Annotated in this window: 11 protein-coding genes; 7 read left to right on the top strand and 4 right to left on the bottom strand. The window is 50.7% G+C overall.

Annotated elements, in window-relative coordinates; translation table 11 throughout:
* Positions 1-16: 16 nt before the first annotated feature.
* The gene (locus ACN0YR_RS17615; protein WP_417850549.1) at positions 17-1,405 is read right to left on the bottom strand and encodes a LutB/LldF family L-lactate oxidation iron-sulfur protein; all 1,389 of its coding nucleotides are present in this window, start codon (positions 1,403-1,405) and stop codon (positions 17-19) included.
* A gap of 369 nt (positions 1,406-1,774) precedes the next feature.
* Here ACN0YR_RS17615 and ACN0YR_RS17610 point away from each other — a divergent pair, with 369 nt between their 5' ends.
* The 7 genes from ACN0YR_RS17610 to ACN0YR_RS17580 all read left to right on the top strand — a co-directional run bounded on the left by ACN0YR_RS17610 (position 1,775) and on the right by ACN0YR_RS17580 (position 13,972).
* A complete protein-coding gene (locus tag ACN0YR_RS17610) occupies positions 1,775-3,457 on the top strand; it encodes a Na/Pi cotransporter family protein (RefSeq protein ID WP_417850548.1) in 1,683 nt (560 codons plus the stop codon).
* 375 nt (positions 3,458-3,832) lie between these two features.
* On the top strand, positions 3,833-5,101 hold the full coding sequence (locus ACN0YR_RS17605; RefSeq protein WP_417850547.1) for a CCA tRNA nucleotidyltransferase: 1,269 nt from the start codon (positions 3,833-3,835) through the stop codon (positions 5,099-5,101).
* A gap of 162 nt (positions 5,102-5,263) precedes the next feature.
* Positions 5,264-7,720, top strand: coding sequence for a glutamine amidotransferase (locus ACN0YR_RS17600; protein ID WP_417850546.1), 2,457 nt, complete (start codon positions 5,264-5,266; stop codon positions 7,718-7,720).
* Entirely contained in the window at positions 7,717-8,703 is a 987-nt protein-coding gene (locus ACN0YR_RS17595) for a hypothetical protein (RefSeq protein ID WP_417850545.1), read from the top strand. Before ACN0YR_RS17600 ends, ACN0YR_RS17595 begins: the two co-directional genes overlap by 4 nt.
* Before the next feature lie 243 nt (positions 8,704-8,946).
* Entirely contained in the window at positions 8,947-12,009 is a 3,063-nt protein-coding gene (locus ACN0YR_RS17590) for an insulinase family protein (protein WP_417850544.1), read from the top strand.
* A gap of 54 nt (positions 12,010-12,063) precedes the next feature.
* Positions 12,064-12,570 carry an FKBP-type peptidyl-prolyl cis-trans isomerase gene (locus ACN0YR_RS17585; protein ID WP_417850543.1) on the top strand — a complete coding sequence of 169 codons (507 nt, stop codon included), beginning with the start codon at positions 12,064-12,066 and terminating at the stop codon, positions 12,568-12,570.
* A gap of 358 nt (positions 12,571-12,928) precedes the next feature.
* The gene (locus ACN0YR_RS17580) at positions 12,929-13,972 is read left to right on the top strand and encodes a non-reducing end alpha-L-arabinofuranosidase family hydrolase (protein ID WP_417850542.1); all 1,044 of its coding nucleotides are present in this window, start codon (positions 12,929-12,931) and stop codon (positions 13,970-13,972) included.
* A 14-nt stretch (positions 13,973-13,986) separates the two neighbouring features.
* On the opposite strand, the gene ACN0YR_RS17575 is transcribed toward ACN0YR_RS17580, so the two are convergent.
* From ACN0YR_RS17575 to ACN0YR_RS17565, 3 genes are all read right to left on the bottom strand, one after another.
* On the bottom strand, positions 13,987-14,748 hold the full coding sequence (locus tag ACN0YR_RS17575) for an AAA family ATPase (protein ID WP_417850541.1): 762 nt from the start codon (positions 14,746-14,748) through the stop codon (positions 13,987-13,989).
* Positions 14,749-15,015: 267 nt separating this feature from the next.
* The gene (locus ACN0YR_RS17570; RefSeq protein ID WP_417850540.1) at positions 15,016-15,642 is read right to left on the bottom strand and encodes a nucleotidyltransferase family protein; all 627 of its coding nucleotides are present in this window, start codon (positions 15,640-15,642) and stop codon (positions 15,016-15,018) included.
* On the bottom strand, positions 15,639-19,184 hold the full coding sequence (locus ACN0YR_RS17565; protein ID WP_417850539.1) for an acyl-[ACP]--phospholipid O-acyltransferase: 3,546 nt from the start codon (positions 19,182-19,184) through the stop codon (positions 15,639-15,641). The genes ACN0YR_RS17570 and ACN0YR_RS17565 overlap by 4 nt, the downstream gene beginning before the upstream one ends.
* Positions 19,185-19,309: the final 125 nt, after the last annotated feature.

The raw sequence follows: 19,309 nt of genomic DNA, 5'->3' as shown, positions 1-19,309 counted from the left end.
GAGGTTTCTTCAGCGGTTATTTGCCTTGGGTTTTCTGACGTTGGCGATACATCTCTCGAAAACTTTTCTTGGGGGCATCGGGGAGTTCTCTTTGCCAGCCCCATTTGTTCAGTTTGTTATAGGCCAGAAAACGAGGAAGTTTTGGCAGCCAGAATCTCGCCATTTTTCCAGCAAACTGGTACAGCCAGGGACGGAGGAGAACGGCTGATGCGAACTTCATGCTGAGTCGTTTTGAAGTTGGCAAGAGCCCTTTGAGCACAATCTTGCTCCGCCAGGTATAGAGTTGTTCGTGGATATTAATTTTGACTGGGCAAACATCCGAACAGGATCCGCACAGCGAACAGGCATACGGGAGTGTTGAATGTTTCGCTGGATCGCTGGCTGGGCCGAGGATTGAGCCAATTGGACCGGGAACGGTGTTGTTGTAGCTGTGACCTCCACTGCGACGGTACACGGGGCAAGTATTCATACATGCTCCACAGCGAATACAATTGAGTGAGCGACGGAAGTCGTCACTGGCAAGGAGTTCGCTGCGACCATTGTCGACGAGGACAATATGCATCTGGCAGTCTTGATCTCGTGGCCCGTGGAAGTGAGTGGAGTACGTGGTGATCGGCTGACCGGTTGCGGAGCGGGCGAGTAATCTCAGAAAGACCCCGAGGTCTTTGACTCGGGGAATGATTTTTTCAATCCCCATGCAAGCGATATGCAACTTCGGGAGCGACGTTCCCAAGTCGGCGTTGCCTTCGTTTGTGCAGACAACGATTCCACCAGATTCGGCAATTGCAAAGTTGACGCCAGTAATCCCCGCCTCTGCGGAGAGAAACTTCTGTCGCAACTCTTGCCGGGCAGCTTCGGTCAGGTACTGCGGATCAGTCGCTCCTTTCTTGGTGCCGATTTTCTCATGAAACAATTCGCCAATCTCTTCCCGCTTGGTATGGATTGCGGGCATGACGATATGGCTGGGTGGTTCTTCTCGAAGTTGGACGATCCACTCTCCAAGATCGGTGTCAACAACTTCGATATCGTGACGCTCCAGATATGGGTTGAGGTGACATTCTTCGGTAAGCATCGACTTGCTTTTGACGACTTTCTTGACGTCGTTCATCTGCAAGAGATCGAGGACGATCTGGTTGTGTTCTGCCGCATCCTTTGCCCAGTGGACCTGGATTCCCCGGGCCTGAGCCTGTTCTTCAAACTGGGTCAGCATCTCGCCCAGATGTGTCATCGCGTACATCTTGATCTGCGAGGCACATTCCCGGAGTTCTTCCCATTCGGGGATGGTCTTTGCAGCTTTATCGCGTTTGGCCCGAACAAACCAGAGTGCCCGATCGTGCCAGTGGGCACGGTCCAGATCTTTGACAAAGGCGGCGGCTTTCTTCGGATGTGATGTTGCTGATGCCATATCTTGTTTTCGTCTTCTCAAACAGCGAGGCTGCAATCTGGGGAATTTTTTAAAACTCTATGCGAATAGTCACATAGACTTGGGCTGCATTCAAGGTTGCAGCGATATGAATCAGGTTCAGAGGTGTTGTCACTCTTGGGAATCAGGTTGTTTTTTCTGACATTTTCGAATTTGAACGATAGGGGTTGAGCAGTTTGGGCGTGGGGGAAAACGGCGGAACTCAGGTCCGGGACGAGGCAAAAGGCTCGGTTTTACCTCGTTTTCTGTTCGGAAATGGGGTTGGTTGAGGCTGTTGATTCAGACTGGTGAGTCCCTAGAATGCGCGCCTCTGAGCAAGTCCTTAATTTTTTTAGCCTGAAACGGTGCAATTTGGAACTCTCAACGCTTGTCACGCTGGTTTGCGAACTTGTTGGTGGATTGGGAATTTTCCTTCTCGGCATGAAAAACATGTCGGAGGGGATGCAGGCAGTAGCGGGGAAAAGTCTGCGCAGCTTGATCAACCTGGTTACGACACATCGCCTGCTGGCGACGGTTGTTGGCGTGATCGTCACATGCGTCGTTCAGTCCAGTTCGATTACGACAGTCATGGTTATTGGCTTCGTCAACAGTGGCGTGATGGGGTTATCGCAGGCTCTCGGCGTGATTATGGGGGCCAATATCGGGACAACGATTACGGGCTGGATTCTGGTCTTGAAGATCGGGAAGTACGGTTTGCCGCTCCTGGGTGTCTCTGCGTTTGTTTACCTTTTCTCAAAAAGGGATCGCTGGCGTTTCCTGGCGATGTCCTTGATGGGAGCAGGGATGGTCTTCTTCGGCCTGGAAATCATGAAGGATGCATGCGGGATCATCAAAGATCTTCCCGACTTTGAGGCGTGGTTCCAACGCTTTCAAGCGGACAGTTATTTTGGTGTCTTGAAGTGTGCTCTTGTTGGATGCGTTCTCACAACACTGGTTCAATCTTCTTCGGCGACATTGGGGATTACGATTTCCCTGGCGAGTCAGGGAGTCATTTCGTTCGAAACTGCAGCCGCGCTCGTTTTGGGTGAGAACATCGGGACTACAATCACTGCGTTTCTGGCATCGTTGGGAGCCACAACAAATGCCCGCCGGGCTGCCTATTTCCACGTTGTCTTTAACCTCGTCGGGGTCTTTTGGATCACCCTGATTTTCCACTGGTACATCGAAATGATTCAGTGGATGTTTGGAGGGAACGTGAGTGAGGCTGTCGTCGTAAAAGGCTTGGAAACATTTCCTCGAACGACGGCTGCAATTGCTGCCACGCATAGTGTTTTCAATATCGTCAACACGCTGATCTTTCTTCCGTTCCTGCCATATTTCGTGCAGGTGCTTGAACGAGTGGTTCCTGACAAAGAGTTTAAAGAAAAGCCACGTCTGACAGATCTGGATCTCCGCATCCTCGAAACGCCAGCTCTCGCGATTAGTCAATCGCGAAAAGAGATCGAACGGATGAGTGATGGCTGTTCGAAAATGATGGACTGGCTGCTTGAGCTGATGCAGCAGGACGAACCTGATAAGGCATTGGCTGACCGTTTGAAACATCGCGAGCGCGTCCTGGATTCTATTCAGGATGAAGTTTCAGAGTTCATCACTAATTTGCTTGCTGAGAATGTTCAATATGCAGTTGCCGAGGAAGCCCGACAACAGTTGCGTCTGGCTGATGAATACGAATCGGTGAGCGACTACATCGCCAATCTGGACAAATTCGACCGGAAGCTCCGTCGTGACGGGTATCGCTTTACAGAAGAGCAGCGGGAAGGTCTCCGAGATCTGAATCGAAAAATTGCAGGTTATCTCGCTGAAATTAATGAAGCACTTGAGTTGAAGAATCGAAATGTCTTGATCAAAACCCAAGCCACTTCACAGCGAATTCGCAGCGACGTGAAACAGCTTCGCAGAAAGCATCTGCAAGACCTGTCTAACGGGACGATTGCCCCGTTAGTGAATGTCGCATTTCTGGCATCGTTGAACGCGTATTCGCGTGTCCGAGACCATGCTCATAACATTGCTGAAGTCGTCTCTGGCGAGAAGTAAAAGAGCCACTTCAACAAGTCTTCAGGACTTCACGCTCAATGGTTCGCGGAGTGCGGCAGTGTCCGAGGTGGTTACTTCTGTCATACTGAAGGAAGTCTTCTACCGGTACGAAAGACTCTCGACGTTTCATGCCCAGTCAGCGTCTGCATTCACTGATTGGGTATCACTAAACTGGTATTACTGAGGCACTTCTGAAGGTTTCGTGGCAGCTGATTCGTCACCTTTTTGAACAGGTTGGCATCGACTATACTCAGAGGGATTCCCGTTCAGCAAAAGTTCAAAAACGAATTAACCTCTCGAGCGGAGTTTCGACGAGCTGCTTTACTGCTACTACAAAAAAGATGAGTCCGCGAAACTGATAACCCTGGAATCACGTTGACGCCACGCGAATTTTCTATCGACGTCATTCAGCAACTCACAGACGCAGGGCATCTTGCGTATTGGGCAGGGGGATGCGTGCGTGATTTGCTTCTGGGCAAAGAACCGCACGACTTCGATGTTGCCACTGATGCGGACCCTCAGGCGGTTCGTGAAATCTTTGGGCATCAGCGTTCCATCCCCGTCGGTGAAAGTTTTGGGGTCATGATTGTGCTCGGGCCAAAGTCTGCCGGGCAGGTCGAAGTCGCAACGTTTCGCAGTGAGGGGGAATATCTCGATGGTCGCCGACCAGAGAGTGTCGCCTTTTGTACGCCTGAAGAAGATGCGCAGCGACGTGACTTTACGATCAACGGGATGTTCTATGATCCGATCAGTGAGACGGTTCATGACTTTGTCCAAGGGCAAGCGGATCTCAAAAATCGGCTGGTTCGAGCAATCGGCGATCCGCATGACAGAATGGAAGAGGATAAGCTTCGCCTGCTGCGAGCGGTTCGATTCACAGCTGCGTTGAACTTCGACCTCGATCCGAACACTGCGGATGCCGTTCGTGGGATGGCGCATCAACTGGTGGTCGTCAGCGCCGAGCGAATTGCTCAGGAGCTGAAGAAAATGTTGACTCACGAAAATCGTGGGCTGGCGATGTCGTTATGTGAAGAGTTGGATCTCTTGCCAGTGTTTCTCCCAGAGGTTGTTGAGAAAACGATTGAGTTTTCTCTCGAACGCTGGCAACAACGGATTGAGTTCTTGCATCAGCTGCCAACGGACTCCTTTGAAGTCGCCATGGCAGCGTTGCTTCGAGATGTTCCTGCTCCTCAAAGTCACCCACGGCAGAAGTCGAAGGCTGGAACTGTTCGTGCTGTGTTGAAGCGGTTGAAACTTTCGAATCAGGAAGTGGAGACGATCGAATGGCTCGTTCGGAAGCGTGGCATCTTTGAGCAATTCGCTGACTTCACGTTGGCTGAGAAAAAACGACTCGTCGTCTCTGAGCATTTCGATGACCTCTTCGTCATGGAGAGAACAGCAGCGAGCGTCGAGAAGGTGGGAGATGCTGCCTTCGAAATGGTCGCGATGTTTCGTAATGAAGTGCCGATTGAAAAACTCGCTCCTCCAGATCTTCTCAATGGGCGAGAACTCATCGAGCTTGGCTATCGACCGGGAGCACAGTTTAAGCATTTGCTGGCGGCTGTCCGTGATGCGCAACTCAATGAGCAGATTGAAACGAAAGAGCAGGCGATTGAGCTGGTTCGGAAGCTCAGCCAGGACTGAGAGCTCGTTGAAAATGGACGACTCCTGCTTATTTCAAGTTGTGTGAAGCTCGAAGCGAACCTGTTTGATGGTGTGCCCGCTTGCTGTTGTCCGAGCAGAGACGTATCGTAGTTATGCTCGCGCGGCGGTATTGTCGTTCATAACTTCCTTATGGAGTTCTGTTTGGTCAGCAACGGTCCAATTCTTGGAGCCATTGAAATTGGCAGCCAGCAATGGCTCATGCCAGTCGTGACTGTCTTGATTGCCAGCCTTGGTTTGTTGGTTCTCAGTTACTCGACGGCGAAGCAATCGTTGGGGCTGAAGTCCGTTTTGATTCTACTCAAAGCGTGCGGTATTGGACTGCTCGCACTCTGTTTGCTGAATCCGACTCTGGTGCGCAGCCAATTTCGACCGGGCGAGAATATTATCGTCCTGCTGACAGACAACAGTTCGAGCATGCAGATTCTCGACGAGTCGGGAGTCTCTCGATCCGATCAGTTTGCGGAAGTGCTCAAGAATGATGACGACGAATGGCTGACACGGCTAACTCAAGATTTTGATCTACGCAAGTATTCGTTCGATGAGCGAGTCAATCAGTTCGAGAATTTTTCAACGCTCGATTTTCGTGGTCGCCGAAGCCAACTCGCTGCCGCGATTGAATCGATTCAGCAACGTTTTCGAAATCAACCTCTTTCCGGGATCGTGTTACTGACCGACGGGAACGCCAGCGATCTCGAGCGATTACGTGAAGTCGATCTCGACGTTCCTGTTTATCCACTTAAGCGAAACGAAAAACCGAACAACGTTTTTGACGTCGCGATTGATCAGGTCTCCGTTTCGGAAAGTCCTTTCGAGGATGCTCCTCTGGAGGTGACAGCGACGGTTTCGTCGTCTGCTCAAGAAGAGTTGAAGGTACTTGTAACGCTCGGTCAGGAAGCGATGCCAGTTACACCCTCTGGAAATCTGGAGCCTGAAGAGGCGGCGTCTGAAGAGAGCTCATTGGAACCTGATATTGAGACCGATAGTGGAAATCAGAAACTTCCGCAGTACGAGAAGACGATCATTGTTCCGATGGGCAAGCCAGCTGTTGTCCGTTTCAAATTGAAGCCGACGCACAGGGGAGTTGCCTTTTACCGTTTGCGAGTCCTGCCAGATGATGAACGTGATGTTTTTGAACATCCCGAAAAGAGTTCCGAAGCGACTTTAGCGAATAACGAGCGGCTCCTCACTGTGGACCGTGGCGAAATTAAAAAAAGAATTCTTTACGTTGGTGGTCGGCCGAATTGGGAATACAAGTTCTTCAATCGAGCTGTCGCTGAAGATCGGGAAGTGAAACTTGTCAGTTTAATTCGCATTGCTCGGAAAGAGGCAAAGTTTGACTTTCGAGGACGTGTGGGTGAAACAGGTAATTCATTATTTCGCGGGCAGGATCGCGAAGCAGATGAAGAGACGGAATCGTACGATGAGGCTGTGGTCATCCGCTTGAATACTCTCGATAATTCTGAGCTGAGTGACGGTTTTCCCAAAGCGAAAGAAGAACTCTACAAATACGATGCCGTTATTTTGGACGATATCGAAGCGGCGTTCTTCACTCCTGATCAGCAAGCTTTGCTGGAGAGATTCGTCTCCGAACGAGGGGGTGGGTTGATGATGCTCGGTGGACGCGACTCGTATCGACATGGTCAATGGCACAAAACTCCGCTTCGGGATGTCGCCCCGATCTATCTGGATCGAGCAGGGGGAGCACCACATGGGAAACTCAAGTGGGATCTGACGAGAGAAGGCTGGCTGGAACCGTGGATGAGAGTTCGGCCCACAGAGAACGAAGAAAAAGCTAGGTTGGAAGAAATTCCCAAGCTTGAATTGCTCAACTCTGCACGTGAAACAAAGCCGGGTGCTCGCGTGTTCGCTGAAGTGGAAGATGAACAGGGGGCGCGATTCCCGTCTGTGGTTGCGCACCAATATGGGCAAGGACGCTCGGTGGCAGTTCTGATTGGTGATTTATGGCGCTGGTCGATTCAGCGACAAGAAGACGAGAAGGATGACCTTGCACAAAACTGGCGGCAAATCATTCGCTGGCTCGTTGCGGAAGTCCCAAGGCAACTTGAGACAGAGTTGGAATGGACGGAAATTGGAATCGTACCCGGGGTGAAACTGAATGTCCGTCTGCGGAATGAAGAGTATCAGCCAAAAGAAAATGCGGTCGTTTCAATCTCTGTCCAACCGCCCCATGGAGACCCCATTCTACTCGATGCAGAGCCGAGTCTCTCTGAGCCGGGGCTGTTCGAAGCGACTTATATTCCTCGCGACACAGGTGCTTATCTCGCGGACGTGCATGTCAAAGATGAAACAGAATTGACATCCCAAATGAGAGTTGGCTGGACAAGCCAACCGGACGAAGAGGAGTTTCGCCAGATTGAGACAAACTACAGTGTTCTCGAATCTTTAGCGGATCGTTCCAAGGGAGAAGTGATTTCGATTGCGGACTTGTCAGGTTTTGTTCGAGAACTTCCACAAAAAGAGATGCCGGTTCAGGAAATTAAAACGACACCACTTTGGCATTCACCGCTGATCTTACTGCTTGCACTTGCCTGCTTCGCTGCCGAGTGGGGACTCCGACGATGGCGAGGGATGCCATGAATTCTATTGTTTGGACATTTGTCTCGACGGCTCTACTTGCGGGCTCGATTGTTGCTGCGTCTGATGAACCTCCACGCGGCGACCTGTTGATCATTCAAGGGTCTCCCGGTGAAGAGGAGTACGGCAAACTGTTTTCGATCTGGTCGCAGCGTTGGCAGTCCGCCGCCGAACGAGGAAGGTTTCGAGTTGTCATCAGCTCTCCCAATCCGGAAGAAAAACAGAAGGTTGCGATTTCGGGAATCTTAGCAACTTACGAAAACGAAACGGCTTTCCCACTGTGGATCGTGATGATCGGCCACGGGACGTTTAATGGTCGGGAAGCCAAGTTCAATCTGGCGGGTGAAGACCTGTCTGCCAAAGAGTTGGACACAATGCTGGCGAAAGTCGCAAGAACAACTGTGATCATCAACTGCTCTTCTTCGAGCGCTCCGTTTCTCGATGCGTTATCACAGGAGAATCGCATCATCCTGACCTCCACTCGTAGCGGCGAGCAAGTGAATTTTTCACGGTTCGGCGAATACATTTCTCAAGCGATTGGTGAGACCACTTCCGATCTTGATAAGGACAAGCAGACTTCTTTGCTCGAGGCGTTTCTCAGTGCTTCTCGGAAGACCTTGGAGTTTTATGAATCGGATGGGCGAATCCCTACCGAAAATGCTTTGCTCGATGACAACGGCGACGGCAAAGGGACGCGTGCTACTGCTTTTCGAGGTGTTCGAGCTATCGCCAAACCGAAAGAGGATGGGATTTTGCTGGATGGATTTCGAGCCCATCAGCTTCACCTCATTCCCAATGACGCAGAACAAAGTCTTTCCCCCGAGCAAATTGCTCAACGAAATGAACTCGAACGTAAAATCGAATTGCTGCGGCTGGAGAAAAACAGCCTCGAAGAAGACGACTACTACCGTCAACTTGAAGCTCTCTTTCTTCAATTGGCTGAGATTCTTCTGCTTGAGGATCAAGCAAATCCGGGTGAAAGTTGAGCTTCCTGGAGCGTGATTGATGCCATCTCACGAGGCATTTGGGAAGGAGCGTTCTGCAATTTCTCCAATCCTCAAGAGTTTTCAATCCACGGGATCGCTGTTAGTATCTGACGCATGGTTTTGAAACGGATTACAAGAACACGGCTGCGCATTGCTTGACTTGTGCCAGCCAATCATGGAGTGGGGAATACGAAAATGTTCCGATATGGATTCTTTCTTTTTGCCGCAGGGATAGTGTTGAACATGACGGGAGCGTCACAAGCAATTGCCGCTGAGGAGGTGACCTCTGTGGAAGGGATCACAGAGTATCAACTCGAAAATGGAGTCCGTGTCCTGCTGTTTCCGGACCCATCAAAACCGCAAGTGACAGTCAATATGACTGTGTTTGTCGGTTCACGACATGAAGGCTACGGCGAAGCGGGAATGGCGCACTTGCTGGAACACATGCTGTTCAAAGGGACGCCGACTCATCCCAATATTCCGAAACTCCTCCAGGAAAGTGGAGCCAACTTCAACGGGACCACTTGGCTGGACCGGACGAACTATTACGAAACGTTGCCTGCAAGTCCTGAGAACCTCAGCATGGCGCTGAAACTGGAAGCGGACCGTCTCATCAACAGTTATGTCAAAGGGGAAGATCTCGAATCAGAGATGAGTGTCGTTCGGAGCGAATTCGAACGGGGGGAGAACTCGCCTTCACGTATCCTTGGACAACGTGTGACATCGGCCGCATATGAGTGGCACAATTACGGTCAATCGACCATCGGAAACCGTGCCGATATCGAACGAGTCCCCGTCGAATCATTGCGTCGTTTTTACAAGAAGTATTATCAGCCCGATAATGTGATGGTGATTGTTGCAGGAGCATTCGATCCTGAATTTGCCCTGGCTGAAATCAACGCACACTTTGGAGTGATTCCACGTCCGGATCGTGTTCTGGAAGGGACTTACACTGAGGAACCTGCCCAAGACGGCGAACGAATGGTGACGCTGCGACGTGTGGGCGATGTCGGACTTGCTGCTGCGTTGTACCATATTAGTTCAGGGGCTCATCCGGACTATGTTGCCATCGATGTTTTCGAACACATCATGACGGCATCCCCATCGGGGCGACTGTATGAGGGGCTCGTTGAATCGAAACTGGCGGCCAGTGTTTCCGGAGCAGCCTATTCATTGCACGATCCGGGGATGCTTCGCTTCATGGCAGAAGCTTCTCCCGGTGTCGACCCACGCGATGTTCTTTCCAAGATGCTCGAAATTGTTGAGACCGCTGGCGAAGATGGTGTCACCGAGGAAGAGGTCGAACGGGCAAAAACGTATTGGATGAAGACTTGGGAAATGTCATTCGCAGACAGTAGCAAGCTTGCAGTTCAGCTTAGTGAGTGGGCTGCACAGGGCGATTGGCGATTGATGTTTTTGTACCGGGATCGTTTGGAAGCTGTCACCACCGAAGATGTGGACCGAGTCGCTAAGAAGTACGTTCGACAGAATAACCGGACTGCCGGTTTATTCATTCCTACGAAAGAGCCTGATCGTGTCACCATTCCGGAGACGCCCGATCTTGCAGAAATGATTGGCGATTACAAAGGCCGTGAAGCGGTCGCCATGGGTGAAGCGTTTGACGTCTCACCAGAAAACATCGAGTCTCGAACGACTCGTCTCACTTTGCCGAGCGGGGTGAAAGCGGCGTTCTTGCCAAAGAAAACCCGCGGAGAATCGGTCGTTGTTCAAGTTAACTTGCGATACGGAAACAGCGAGGCCCTCAAAGGTCTTTCGACTGCTTGTGATCTTCTCCCTACGTTGATGGCACGCGGCACAAAAGACCTGTCTCGCCAACAGCTGCAGGATTTACTGAATCAGAAAAAAGCCAAACTGAGCGCATCCGGTACCGCCGGCTTAGCGAGCTTTGATATTCAAACGCGTAAAGAATACTTGCCAGAAGTTCTGGATGTGCTGCGACAGGTGTTGCGAGAGCCGACATTGAGCTCCGAAGAACTGGAGTTGATTCGTAATAAGCGTCTCACAGGATACGAGCAGCAGCTCACAGATCCGATGGCTCTTGCACAAACTGCACTGGTCGTCGCGACGAGCGAAAAATATCCTCGAGACGATGTGCGATATGCAGAGACCATCGAGGAGAAAATCGAAAGCTGGAAAAACGTCTCTCATGATGACGTTACGAAACTCTTTAATGAGTATCTCAATGGAACCAATGGTGAAGTTGCTATCGTCGGGGATTTTGAGATCGCAGAAATTCAGCCAATTGTTGAATCGATTCTGGCTGACTGGACCTCTGACATCGAGTTCTCTCGCAATCCACGTTCCGGAGATGTCGACATCAAGGGCATGACTCAAAAGATCCTCACGCCTGGTAAAGAAAACGCCACTTACCTGGCAGGGACCGTGTTCCCGATGAAGGAATCGAACCCGGACTACATTGGGTTGATGATGGGGAATTACGTGCTCGGAAGTAGTGGACTTTCGTCTCGCTTGGGAGACCGGGTTCGTCAACAGGAAGGGCTTTCGTACGGCGTTGGTTCCTTCATGCGTTCCTCTCCACTGGACCCTCGCACGACACTGATGGTGTATGCAATTGCCAATCCGGACAACATGCCCAAAGTTGAAACCGTAATTCGCGAAGAACTTGAACTCCTGATCGATAAAGGAGTCACTGAAGAGGAATTGGCTACCGCCCAAAAAGGCTATCTGGAAAAACAACTTGTCAATCGTTCAAGCGATGACCAGCTCGTCAACCTGCTGACGAATACTGCCTATCTGGGGCGGACCATGGAGTATTACTCAGAGCAGGAAGCAGCCATCCAGAAGTTGACTGTCGATGACGTCAATGCTGCTGTCAAGAAACGCCTCGACCTGAATCATTATCTCGTTATCGCAGCGGGCGATTTCGACCGTGAAAAAAGCGATAAAGCAATGAAGAAAGACCAACCTATGACGACTGAAAAAGAGACCGAGTTCAAAGCCACAACTTCTGGTTTGAAGTACAAAATCATCAAGGAAGGGGACGGGAAAGCCCCAGTTCCCGCAAATACCGTTGTTTGCCACTACAAAGGCTGGCTCGACAATGGAGAAACCTTTGACAGCTCTTACGACCGCGGACAGCCTGCGACATTCCCTCTCAACGGTGTGATTCGTGGTTGGACCGAAGGTTTGCAGCTCATCAAAGAGGGTGGGAAAATCGAACTCGAAATTCCTTCCGATCTCGGTTATGGCGACCGGGGATTTCCGCCGGTTATTCCCGGGGGAGCGACCCTACATTTCGAAGTGGAATTGCTCGAAGTAAAATAATTCGTTAAATCGTCTTCACGATCACGAAAATTCTCGCACGAAGTGAGCAAAATTATGAAAATCTGTTGGGGACTCTTGTCCGTTGTTTTTTGTTGCGGCTGTATCGCTGGACCTGATGATTTCACCAGCGCGTCCTCCACGGAAGCAGATTCATCACAAATCGCTGCTCAGAATGCCGAGTCATCTGAGATTGTGCAGACCGCCAATGTGAAAATCGAAGGGAACGCGGACTTCCGAACAACGAGTTCCGGATTGAAGTATCGCGTCATTCGCGCAGGGAAAGGTCGAAAACCGAACAAAAATTCGACTGTCACCTGTCACTATCGTGGTTGGCTCGATAACGGAAATGAATTTGATAGCTCTTACGGAAAGAAAGCTGCAACATTCCCGCTCAACGGAGTTATCCAAGGTTGGACGGAAGGTTTGCAACTGATTCAAGAGGGCGGAAAGATCGAACTCGAGATTCCTTCGGATCTTGGTTACGGGGCAAAAGGGCAACCCCCAATCATCCCCGGAGGTGCAACATTGCACTTCGAGGTTGAACTGTTCAAGGTTCGCTGAATCTCATTGATCAACTGATTTTAAAAAAGCCGTTCACCAAGTTGGTGAGCGGCTTTTTTGTGCGTTGCACGATCTGTCCACAGCATCGAGTGATACATTCACCCCTGTCGAGCCCATGCGATTTGACAAACGCATTCCTTTAGTGTGCAATGAGTGTCCTAAAGCATCTTTCGAATTGGTTTGCAGGATCTGCCTCGTGGCGAACAGCAATTTTACTAGAGAAATGCGTTCTTCACGGGCACACGGTAGAGCAAACTGCTCTAAAGCATCTTTCAATCTCGGTCTTTACGTTTTGCCTCGTGCCGAACTGTCTATGCAGTCATGGAGCTAAGTTCTACGGGCGCAAGAAGCATTGACTATGCTCAAATCAAGAGAGTCTCTGATGATCTTCCGTGCATTGATGGTTCTCTGCTTGTTTGGCGTCTCTATGAAGGTCCAGGCAGCGGACACGTTCATTCCGAAGCAATGGACCTGTTCTGCCCCTCTCATCTCTCCAGAGGTAAGAGATGAGGATGCCAGCCATGCACAGAAAGATCCTTCGATTGTTTTCCACGATGGAAAATGGCATCTCTTTATGACGGTCAAACTGCAGGGGCGATCGGTGATAGAATATTGCTCGTTCACCAGTTGGGAGGATGCGAACGCTTCCAGGCGAACACTGCTTCCGGTCAGTGACCGAGACTATTTTTGTGCTCCGCAGGTGTTCTACTTCGAGCCACATCAATTGTGGTATCTCATTTACCAGGTTGGAGTACCAGGTCAGAAGAAAATGTGGGTGGCCTACTCAACGACAAAGGACATCGCTGATCCACTCTCTTGGACAAAAGCCAAGCCCATGCGGAATCTGGATGGAGGAGAGAACGACCCTCGCGGCAAAGGGGGGCTCGATTACTGGATTATTTGTGATGACTCAAAAGCGTATCTGTTCATCACGACGAACAATGGAAAAATGTGGCGCATGGACTGCCCAATCGAACAGTTTCCGGACGGGTTTACCAATTACACACTCGCGCTCCAGGGCCCAATCTTTGAAGCGAGCCATACCTACAAAATTAAAGGGACCGACCAGTATCTCACTGTGATTGAAGAAAACGGTCGTCGATACTTCAAGGCCTATATCGCTGAGAGTCTCGACGGTGAATGGAAGCCACTCGCGGTGACTCCCGAGCACCCATTCGCCAGCTGGCACAATGTCCGCCCGGAAAAAGGAGTCCAGCCGTGGACGGACAACATCAGTCACGGAGAAATTCTTCGCGACGGCATTGACCAAACGCTCACTATCGACCCGAGCAACATGAAGTTCCTTTTCCAAGGGATGTGGGAAAAAGACAAATCTGGAAAAGGATACGGTGGGTGGAATTGGCGAATCGGTTTGCTCACGCCGAGTAATGATTCGCAATGAGCGAAGCTGTGAACTTACGATTTGACGACGACTTCTCCCTGAAGTGCGCGAATGATTTCGGCATTAATTTCGTGGATTTCCTCAGCTTCAGCCGCCAGTGTGGCGAGTTCAGCGAGTCGTTTGAGCTTGTCGAGGCGTCCCTTGGTGACCTCTTTCGCAGCGCTGGTTGCATCGCTGGAAAGATTCAGGGCTTGAGATTTTGATGAAATTTCCTGAGCGAAAACTTGCGAGAGATCCTCATTCGAAAGCCGTTCCAGCTTCACTTCCATCCAGCTTTGGTTCTTAATAAATGATCGAAAGGCACGTCCAGGTTTAGGGCGTGACGCAAACAAGCATGAGAAGGTTCCGTTGACCAACGTCAATAGCCGTTCCAGCGTAGGAGCGATTGACTCATCGGCTCGATCGAGCTGATCGAACATTAAAACATGGTGCTCCCCCGAACGCGAGCAGGCGTTGGTAAAATCTTGAATAAGACTCCAGGAATGGATCAGGGGTGTACGACTCGGTAATCCCAGGCCAAGTTCTCCACCGAGATGAAATGGAATTTCTTCTGGCAGCATTCCGGCGAGATTTATGCGAGAAACTTGAACCGCCTCGCGGCTGAGTTCGTCGTCTAGACGATTCAGCAGATCGGTCTTGCCTGAGCCTCTCGATCCATAGAGGACACCGCAGCGTCGTTGCAATGCAAGGTATCTCATCCGTTCGAGAGCTTCTGCCCGTTGACTCGCTGGCTGAGGAGTAATTATTGAGGGGCGAATTGTTCCTATCGTATCCATCTCGTGCATCCTGCCACGTTATGATCATTCCGCATTGGTCTGCGGAACGTTTCAAATTTGTTGGTCACCGGAAGCTGCTCAGTCTCACACATTCTCACTCATTAAAAAATGTGAACCACTGGACAGTCGACGCTGTCTCCCGTTGGAAATCATCAGGAATCTCCAGCTCAGGTCGTCGCGAAGCAGAGCTTCATTCTTCTTATCGACCAAGAGCATTGAAGAGGATCGTAAGAACTTTGAGGAACTTGTCAGCTGTCAGAACTTCAGTCAATCTTTGAGGATTTCGCAAATTCTTTCAAAATCTTCAGGCGTATCGATGTCCCAAAGAATGGATTCTTCCTCGCAAGCAACCTCCTGAACGGCGAAATCGCTATGCCGCGTGAGCCAGTTGAGTCCCTGATCGTCAGGGATCTTCTCGAGGCAGTTCACCGTCGACCACGGGAAGAGGGTCGGGTGGCCACGTCGTCCCTGAAGAGTTGGGAGCACGATCTGATCAGGAGATGCAGCCCAATGATCAATGAGCTGCGACAAGATATGAGGTTCGAGGATGGGGTGGTCTGCGGGAATCAGCAGCCATCCATCATTATCGCTTGGTGCAAAGCTGGCATGTAAGTCTTGAATGAGGAGTTCAACGCTCTCTCGCATCTCGGCAGGATCATGGTCCGGGAGCACTAACCGTGCCTGGGATCTGTGAATGGCTCGATGAAGTGGTTCATCAGACTTTCGAGCGAGTACCGAAATCGAGGCGAATTGAAACATTGAGAGCTGTCGGACAAGACGCTCGATGAGCGTCTCGCCGTTCAGCTGCATCAACAGTTTCGGTTGTCCCATTCTCCGGCTGACTCCGGCAGCTGGGATCACAACATGGATTCTGTTCGCTGCGGTTTTACTCATTCTGAATCGACGGAACAGAATTTTTGTTCTGCCACCATTTTGATTCCTCGTAAATCGAGTTTACCCGTTCCGAGGATTGGGATGCTGTCGACTTCAAGGAAACTAGCTTTGTTCGGCAACCAGATGTTCGGAAGCCCTTTCGTTGCGAGTTCCTTCAGGACCTCTTCAATCGGTTTGTTCAAACGCCGATGTAGCACGATGAGGCGTTCGCCCTTACGCTCATCGGGGATTGATGTGACCGCTAGAAGAATTTCTCCTTCACATTCGACGCCCATTTCGCAAATGTGCGAGAGTTCCTCTTCGATTTTAATATGCGGGACCATTTCTCCACCGATTTTTGAAAATCGGCTTTGCCGTCCAGTGATTGAAACAAACCCTTCGTTATCGATGGAAGCAAAGTCGCCGGTGTTGTACCAGCCGTCGTGAATCGCCTCAGCTGTCTTTTCAGGATCATCCAGATACCCGCACATGACGTTCGGGCCTTTGATGAGAAGTAGACCTTCTTTCTCGATGCCGAGGTCTTCTCGAGTGTCGGGATTGACCACCTTGGCTGTCACTCCGGGGAGCGGTCGGCCGACAGTTCCGAGCTTGGTCCCTTGCTGGTAAATATCTTGGGACCTGTGGTCGGGAATGTTCACCGCGGCGACGGGAGAGAGCTCTGTGGTTCCGTATCCTTCGGTTGGCAAGACGCCAAATTTTGCTTCGAACTGTGTCGCCAGATCGATCGGAAGTTTCTCGGCGCCGACGACAATCAAGTCGAGTGATTGGAGTTCTTCTTTCTCGCAGCGTCTGAGGTACATCTTCAGGAACGTCGGCGTTGCCATCAGGATCGTTGCCTGATTTTCCTGGCAGAGTCGACCGACCACTTTCGCATCGAGTGGATTGAAGTGATAAACGCCTCGCACGTTGTAGCACATCGGCAACCACATGCAGGCGGTGTAACCGAATGAATGGAAGAATGGCAACACACCGATGATCGCATCTTTCTCATTCAGATTGAGGAGGTGATCAACCGCCTCGATATTTGAACCTACGTTGGCATGCGAGAGGACAACACCCTTCGGCTCGCCGGTCGATCCGGAAGTAAAGACGATTGTGAGTGTTTCCTGCGGATCAATTTTGTTCAGTCCCAGGATCGATTCAAGCATCTTGGCAGGCATCGCATATGCAGCGGCCGCAGCGAGCAACCTGTCTTTCGTGGTGATCTGCTCCTTGAGATCCTCCAGGAAAACAAACTCTGCTCCTTCGAGCGTATAAGGTTTCTTCTCCAGAAATTTTCGACTAGTGAGGACGTGCTTCAGACCTGCTTTTTTCACGCAGAAATTCAGTACATCTTCAGAGAGAGTGTAGTTGAGATTCACACCGACTCGGCCATTCAGAGCGACAGCCATATTCGCCAGAGCTCCGCCGACTGAGGGGGGGAGCAGCAAGCCGAAATTCTTTTCATCCTTGTCGAGAATTTTACGTTTGAGGATACGGCGGAATGCGAGTGCTGCCGCCAATAACTTGCCACCTGTGAGGCTCGTTTTTGCCGAGTCGACCGCTTTGATCGCACTCTTATGAGATTTGCAGTGACGAATAAATCGCTGCGCTGGGATGGGGTGACGTTCGCTGTCCATTTTCACTGCTTCTGCTCCAAGTTGTTCAACCGCTTGCCGAACTTCGACAGGTCCTTTGACATTGTGCATGGGGGCTCCAAAATGGACATCAACAGGAAGTCTCCATCTTTTGGGCCATTTCCAAAATAATTTTCCGCCCCGCCAACTGAAAATACTTCCCCAGAGCCCATGAAGGTATGCCGGGATCACCGGGGCGTCGCTTCCCTGAATGATTTTCATCATTCCTCGCTGAAATGGTTGGATCTGTCCGGTTCTTGTCAGTTGGCCTTCCGCGAAGATACAGACGAGCTCTCCATTTTTGATCGCGTCCTTCGCTGTTCGAATCGAACGGACCAGTTCCTTCGGTCCTCTGCTGGCATCGATGGGGATGACTCTCATGATCTGTCCCAGTCGACGCAAGAGCGGCATCTCGGTGAAGTCTGCGTAAATGATGAAGCGGATCATCCGCGACGAAGTGATCATCATCAGCACGCCATCAACGAACGAGACATGATTCGCGACAATCAATCCAGCCCCTTTTCCGGGAAGGTTCTCTCTTCCGAAGACTCGCAACTTGTAAAGAGTGTGAGTGAATAACCACATTCCAAAACGGAATGTTAAATCGGGTAACAGGTAGAGAATGTAAATGACGACCGGGACTGTGATCAGGCCACAAAAGAGGAAGATCTGTGACGGCGTCATCCCCAGGGCATTGTTCATCAACATGAACAGTCCTGCGGAAAAAACAATGAAGACATACGAGATAAAATAGCTCCCGGCGAGAACCGTACCACGATTTTTTCGCGTGCTGCGAAACTGGAGATACGCTTCCAGTGGAACATCATACAATCCGGCACTGGCTCCCAGCAGGAACAGTCCGATGCACGAACCCCAATACGCAAACTGCTGCTTGGGGTGTTCCAGTCCTGGTTCAAAAAAGCTGCCAGCGATGAAGACCAGAAGTGTACTGCCGATGATGCCGAAGGCTCCAATCGGAACAATCCCCAGCTCGACTTTCCCTTCCGACCAAACCCCTGCGAGCACACTTCCGCAGGCGACTCCGGCGATGAGAATTCCAAACAGAATTCCGACATCGATTGGCTCAAGCATTAACACCAACTCGCCGTAAGGCAGAATGTTTTGTTGCGCCAAAGATGCCAGAAACATGAAGAAGGCGATCCCCATCGATGTCCGAATGAGTCGGGGGTCGGCAAACAGCGATTGCAAAGCCGGGACGATATCAACGACAGGGTTTAATGATGGTTTGCGAGTTGGATCAGCGGGGCGAACCGATTCGATCAACAGGCTGGAGAGAGTCCCCACAATCGCACAGCCGAGCATGACCGCTGAGATGAGTGTCAGTTTTGAAAAATCTCCCGAGCCAAGCACCGGCTGACTCAATCCGAATAATGCGAACCCGCAAAACGTTCCCGTTCCGACAGCGACGATTGTCATCATCGCCATCAGTCCGTTTCCTTTGGAAAGGAGTCGTGTGGGAAGGATTTCAGCAATTGTTCCAAACTTCGAAGGACCAAACAGCGAGCTTTGAACGCCCAGAAGCGTCGTGGTAGCAAACAGCATCCAGACGTTTCCGTAGAGAATCGAAAGCAGTCCAAACAGCATGATGAAGATTTCCGCGATCTTGAACCCAATGATCACAGATCGTTTCCGAAACCGGTCCGCCAGCCAACCTGCGGTTGGTGTAAAGATCAGATATGGAACTGTCAGGCAGATCGTTCCGATCCCGATTGCGCGGGATTTGTCCATCACCGAGGCAGCAATCGCTACGCCCAGCCAGCGAAAACAATTGTCATTGAACGCTCCCAGAAATTGTGTCACCATCAAGCTAAGAAAGCTTACGGATGACAGTGAACCTTCCCGTTGGGATGCGGTCTCGATTTCATCAGCTTTGTTCTCGGGGGTGGCTAATTCAGTTGGACTCATCAAAAAATCTCTTCAGACAACACAAGTTCTTCATGCAATACCGGACAATGAGTATTTGTTCGCCTAACAAAACCTGAAAAGTGATCGTTCTCCCAGAGAAGAACGGTGATCTCAGAGTTGTTGCG

Source organism: Thalassoglobus sp., from assembly GCF_048270125.1.
GTDB lineage: Bacteria > Planctomycetota > Planctomycetia > Planctomycetales > Planctomycetaceae > Thalassoglobus.
This window is presented reverse-complemented; position numbering and strand designations above follow the sequence as displayed.